Source organism: Mycobacterium sp., assembly GCF_035653355.1.
In the GTDB taxonomy this organism is placed as follows: Bacteria; Actinomycetota; Actinomycetes; order Mycobacteriales; family Mycobacteriaceae; genus Mycobacterium.
Window position 1 is genome coordinate 1 of the sequence record NZ_DASRBZ010000184.1, and the last position, 4991, is coordinate 4991.

Here is a 4991-nt window from a genome sequence, read left to right on the forward strand (position 1 = left end):
AGCCAGCTGTAGGGGACCCGCATCAGGCCTCCACCCCGAACGGCAACGAGAACCGCACGTCGCCCTCGACCATGTCGCGCATGTCCGGGATGCCGTTGCGGAACTGCAGCGTGCGTTCCAGGCCGATGCCGAACGCGAAGCCGGTGTACACGTCGGGATCGATGCCGACGGCACGCAACACGTTGGGGTTGACCATCCCGCAGCCGCCCCACTCCACCCAGCCGGCGCCGCCCTTCTTGTTCGCGAACCACACGTCTACCTCGCCGGAGGGCTCGGTGAACGGGAAAAAGTGCGGGCGCATCCGGGTGCGAGCTTCGGGCCCGAACTCGGCGCGGGCCAACGCATCCAACGTTCCCCGCAGATGTGCCATCGACAGACCGCGGTCCACCGCCAGGCCCTCGACTTGGTGGAACACCGGCGTGTGGGTGGCGTCGAGCTCGTCGGTGCGGAAGGTGCGGCCGATCGAGATCACGTACACCGGCAGGTCGCGCTCGAGCAGCGTGCGCACCTGCACCGGCGAGGTGTGCGTGCGCAGCACTTGGCGAGAACCTTCCGGCGCGATATAGAAGGTGTCCTGCTCGCTGCGCGCAGGGTGATCGGGTGGGAAGTTCAAGGCGTCGAAGTTGAACTGCTCGCTCTCGACCTCCGGTCCTTCGACCAGTTCCCAGCCCATGGCGATGAACGTGTCGGCGATGTGCTCGCCCAGGATCGTCACGGGGTGCCGCGCGCCGGGCGGTTGGCGGGTCGACGGCAACGTCACGTCGATGCGCTCTGCGACCAATACGGCCGCGTCCCGCTCGGCTCGTAGCGTGGCCAATCGCTCGTCGTAGCTGCGCTGCGCGTCGGCGCGGGCGGCGTTGACGCGCCGGCCGGCATCGGCGCGATCGTCCTTGGGCAGGGCGGCCAACGCTTGGCGCGCCAACGCCAGTGGTGAGCGATCGCCGAGGTGCTCGGTCTTGGCGCGCGCCAGCGCGTCGAGATCGGCCGCCAGCCTGAAGGCCTGCCGGGCGGCGCTGACCGCTTTGGTCAGTGCCTCCAACGACACGATCGACGGATCGACGGGTTGATCACCCACGCGGCGAAACTCCTTGCTGGCTGGTGCGTCCCCGGCGCTTCTCGGCGCGACGAGCAGGCGCACCTGCTTGCGGGACGCAAGTGCTGATCATAGGTGATCGGCACCGGCCGGCTTCCGGGCGTTTCGGGCGGGTGAGCTGGCGGAACTGGGAGCTGTTGGTAGGCGACCCGCCGCGCCCAGCTTCGCTGCGCTCGCGATCGCCTACGGGTCAGCTCTGCGTGACGGGCTCTCGCACGGCCATCGCAGCCATTTCCAGCGACCTGCGGGTGAGCCGCCACCGTGCAATGCGGTCGGCGGCCAGCGCGCTCACTACGCCGAAGACCAGCCCGGCGGTTGCGGTCACCGCGGTATGAGCCAGCAGCAGAAAGCCGAAGGCCCCACCCACCGTCAGCAACGCATACCGCACCGGCGTCCAGTGCCCCGCACGGCCGAACCGAGTGGCCAAAAGCATGCCGATCACCAATGCGACCCCGTGCCCGGCGTCGGTGAATTCGGCGCCCAGAGCCGCACCTGCTAGGCCGACCGCGAGCCACCAGCCGATCCAGGCAGGCCGCCAGCGCCACGGGATCGCGGCGGTCAAAGCCCCCAGTACCGCGACGGCGCCGTAGCTCATCCCCACGTCGCTGGCCCGGCTGATCGACAGCGGCAGCCAGCCGAACTCGACCGCGGCGATCAGGCCGACCGCCACCACGAGCGTCGCACCGACGTGACCGAGCAGGAATGCGATCGTCAGCCGCCCACTGCGCCAATGCAGTTCCGCCAGCGCAAGCAGACACACCAAGCCCGGCAGCCAGACGTACATGGGCCCGGCGTCGATCACGAACGCGCTGCCGAACAGCGTTCCGATCTTCCCGCGCGCCAAGTTATGCAGGTTCGTGCTGACATGCAGGATCACTTGCTGCTGAACTCGGGGCCCGAGAATGACAAGCGCGGTGCTGATTGCTACCAGTACGGCGGCGTAACTGAGTGTGAGCCGAACCCGCGCCAACCTGGACAACGTCGCAAAAATCATCGGCATCCACTATGCCTGCGGATCGGCTTCTCCGTCTGCATCGGCACCTGTAATTTCCCTACGAGTTTCGAGGCGGTAGATGGCCATGTCGGCGGGTACGCCACTGGGCTTGCCGCCGAACAGCGGTCGGTGAGCACGTTTGGCGACCACGCCGAGCTCGTCCAAATCAGCTTGCGGAATTTTGTCCAGCGCGGGACCGGACACCATGATGCCACCACGGGTGGCGCGCTCCATCACCCGGGCGGCGATGTTGACGTCCACCCCGAGCCAGTCGGCGGCCACCCGTCGCGGATGACCGGTGTGTATGCCGACCCGCATCCGTGGTGTGTAGCCGTCTACGTCAACTGCTTTGAGGGCTTTCTCCGCCTCGCACGATGCCCGCACCGCCGCCACCGGGTTGTCGAACACCGCCATGAGCCCGTCGCCCAGCCGTTTAACGATGCGCCCCCCGGCATCCAGCAATGGCGGTTCGACGGCCCTCGCCGCGCGCCGCAATAATTTCAGCGCCGCGTCGTCGCCGGCTTTGAGCGACCATTCGGAGAATCCGACCAGGTCGGTGAACACCAGCGTCACCTCGGGGTTGGCCGGGCGCCTGGAGACGGCCTCGGTCAACGCCTGCCACAGCTGTAGTGCGCCTAGGCCAACTTCGCGGGACGCCGCACCGCGGTCCGCAAGTACGCGCCCCGCTGCGCGCGCCGCCGCGCGGGGAGCGCCCTCACCCGCGGTGGACAGCGGGTCACCGAAGTTGGGATCGCCGGGCAACGCCCGTCGCGCGCGGCGGATCATTTCGACAATTCCCGGGCTTTCGTTGGTGCGACGCAGCCACTGCACCGGAGAACGGCGTTTTGAGTCAGCCGGAGCCGGCGTTGTCGCCGCTTGCTCGGGCTCGCCGGACGCCGGATTGGGCCCGAGTTCCACTTTGTCGAGGATAGGTGGAGTTTCGCGCGACCGGCAATGAGCCGCACCATGATCTCTACCACCAGGGTCGACGAAACGCCTGCTCAGAAGGCCTCTAATAGCGGTCCGGGCACTCGATGACACGGACCGGCGGCGCGCCGGCGAAATCGTAGACAACATGCGTTGTCAACATTATCGTGTGCTGTATCGGACCCGACTGACTGCTCGGCTCCTCCTCGGGCTGCTACGCGGTCCGCATCGTCGCCGGGGCTAGGAGGCCGTGATGAACACGACATCGACGACGTCCGCCAAACCCCTGCCCCGCCGCCGCGAGGGCGGTCCAGGCGGCGATTCTGCGCCGGCGCCGCTCGGCCCGGACTCGCTGACGTGGAAATATTTCGGCGACCTGCGTACCGGGATGATGGGTGTGTGGATCGGCGCGATCCAAACCATGTATCCCGAGCTAGGCGCTGGGGTCGAGGAGCACTCGATACTGCTGCGCGAGCCGCTGCAACGGGTGGCCCGTTCGGTGTACCCGATCATGGGTGTGGTCTACGACGGTGACCGGGCAGCGCGCACCGGGGAGCAGATCAAGAACTTCCACCGCACCATCAAAGGGCTCGACGCCGCCGGCCGGCGTTACCACGCGCTGGACCCGGAAACCTTCTATTGGGCGCATGCCACGTTCTTCATGCTGGTGATCAAAGTTGCCGAATACTTCTGCGGCGGCTTGACCGAAGCCGAGAAGCGTCAGCTGTTCGACGAGCATGTGCAGTGGTACCGGATGTACGGGATGAGTATGCGACCGGTGCCCAAGTCGTGGGAGGAGTTCCAGCAGTACTGGGAGCGGGTGTGTCGCGAGCGGCTGGAGCTCAATCAGGCCACTCTGGACATCTTCCGGATGCGGATCCCCAAGCCGAAGTTCGTGCTGATGCCCACCCCGCTATGGGACCAGCTGTTCAAGCCGTGGATGGCCAGCCAGCGTTGGATCGCCGCCGGGCTGTTCGATCCCCCGGTCCGGGAGAAAGCCGGAATGCGGTGGACGCCGGGTGACGAGGTGCTGCTGCGGCTGTTCGGGAAATTCGTAGAGCTGGCGTTCGTGGCAGTGCCCGACGAGATCCGGCTGCACCCGCGGGCGCTGGCCGCCTACCGCCGCGCCCAGGGCCGAATCCCCGCCGATGCCCCGCTGGTCGAGGCGCCGAGATTCATGGCGCCGCCGCGGGATCGCCGCGGGCTGCCGATGCACTACTTCCCGCCGCGAAAAACGATCATCGAGCGCGCCGGATCGCTGGTGCACACCACGTTTTCGTTGGCCGGCCGCCGCGCTGCCTGGGGCCGCGGCACGGCGGCCTGAGTACGAGCGCGGGCAGACGCAAAGTTCTCCGAAACTTGCTGGTTGACCGGCTTTTGCGTCTGCTCGCGAGAGCTACCTCAGCGCCCGTGAGCTTTGGTACAGGCAAATCGCTGCTGCGGCCGCAACATTGAGGCTCTCCGCGCTTCCGGACATTGGGATGCGCACCCGGTGCTCGGCCAACTGCGCAAGCTCCTCTGGCAGGCCATGCGATTCGGGACCGAACAGCCACGCCGTCGGCCGATCAAGCAGCGGTTCGGCATGGTCCAGGCTGGTCTGCCCGTCCACCGTGGTGGCCAGCACCTGCAGGCCCGCGTTGCGCATCGCCTCGACAGCCGCGCGGGCATCCGGCGCGACGACGACCGGGATCGCGAAGATGCTGCCGGCAGACGCGCGCAGGCATTTGCCGTTGTACGGATCGACACTGTGCCCCAAAAGGATCACCGCCGCGGCGCCCATGGCGTCGGCGATGCGGATCAAGGTGCCCGCGTTGCCCGGCTCGCTGATCTCCACGGCGGCCGCGATCAGCGCCGGGTTGCCGGCCAGCACATCGTCCAGGGCGGTGGCGGGTAGCTCGCACACCGCGACCAAGCCCGCCGGAGTCACCGTCTCCGAAAGCGCTTTGGCGGCACGCTCATTCACCAAGAAGACCGGGA

The 4991-nt window shown here is 67.5% G+C and carries 5 protein-coding genes; 1 reads left to right on the top strand and 4 read right to left on the bottom strand.

All coding sequences use genetic code 11. The features are described 5' to 3' along the window. Window positions 1-22: 22 nt before the first annotated feature. The 3 genes from pheS to VFA16_RS06150 all read right to left on the bottom strand — a co-directional run bounded on the left by pheS (window position 23) and on the right by VFA16_RS06150 (window position 3005). Window positions 23-1075 (bottom strand): phenylalanine--tRNA ligase subunit alpha, encoded by a 1053-nt coding sequence (gene pheS, locus VFA16_RS06140; RefSeq protein ID WP_324966962.1) that lies wholly within the window; start codon window positions 1073-1075, stop codon window positions 23-25. Window positions 1076-1283: 208 nt separating this feature from the next. Continuing rightward, window positions 1284-2087 carry a rhomboid-like protein gene (locus VFA16_RS06145; RefSeq protein ID WP_324966966.1) on the bottom strand — a complete coding sequence of 268 codons (804 nt, stop codon included), beginning with the start codon at window positions 2085-2087 and terminating at the stop codon, window positions 1284-1286. Between the two features lie 9 nt (window positions 2088-2096). Then, window positions 2097-3005 carry an adenylate/guanylate cyclase domain-containing protein gene (locus tag VFA16_RS06150; RefSeq protein WP_324966963.1) on the bottom strand — a complete coding sequence of 303 codons (909 nt, stop codon included), beginning with the start codon at window positions 3003-3005 and terminating at the stop codon, window positions 2097-2099. Window positions 3006-3267: 262 nt separating this feature from the next. Here VFA16_RS06150 and VFA16_RS06155 point away from each other — a divergent pair, with 262 nt between their 5' ends. After that, on the top strand, window positions 3268-4338 hold the full coding sequence (locus VFA16_RS06155; RefSeq protein WP_324966964.1) for an oxygenase MpaB family protein: 1071 nt from the start codon (window positions 3268-3270) through the stop codon (window positions 4336-4338). 72 nt (window positions 4339-4410) lie between these two features. On the opposite strand, the gene VFA16_RS06160 is transcribed toward VFA16_RS06155, so the two are convergent. After that, window positions 4411-4991, bottom strand: a 581-nt coding sequence (locus tag VFA16_RS06160) for an RNA methyltransferase (protein WP_324966965.1), incomplete at its 5' end; no start/stop codon positions are given.

Bases quoted from the DNA above. Each gene is read 5' to 3' on its own strand.
- VFA16_RS06145 (WP_324966966.1), bottom strand. From the start codon at position 2,087: ATGATTTTTGCGACGTTGTCCAGGTTGGCGCGGGTTCGGCTCACACTC.
- VFA16_RS06155 (WP_324966964.1), top strand. From the start codon at position 3,268: ATGAACACGACATCGACGACGTCCGCCAAACCCCTGCCCCGCCGCCGC.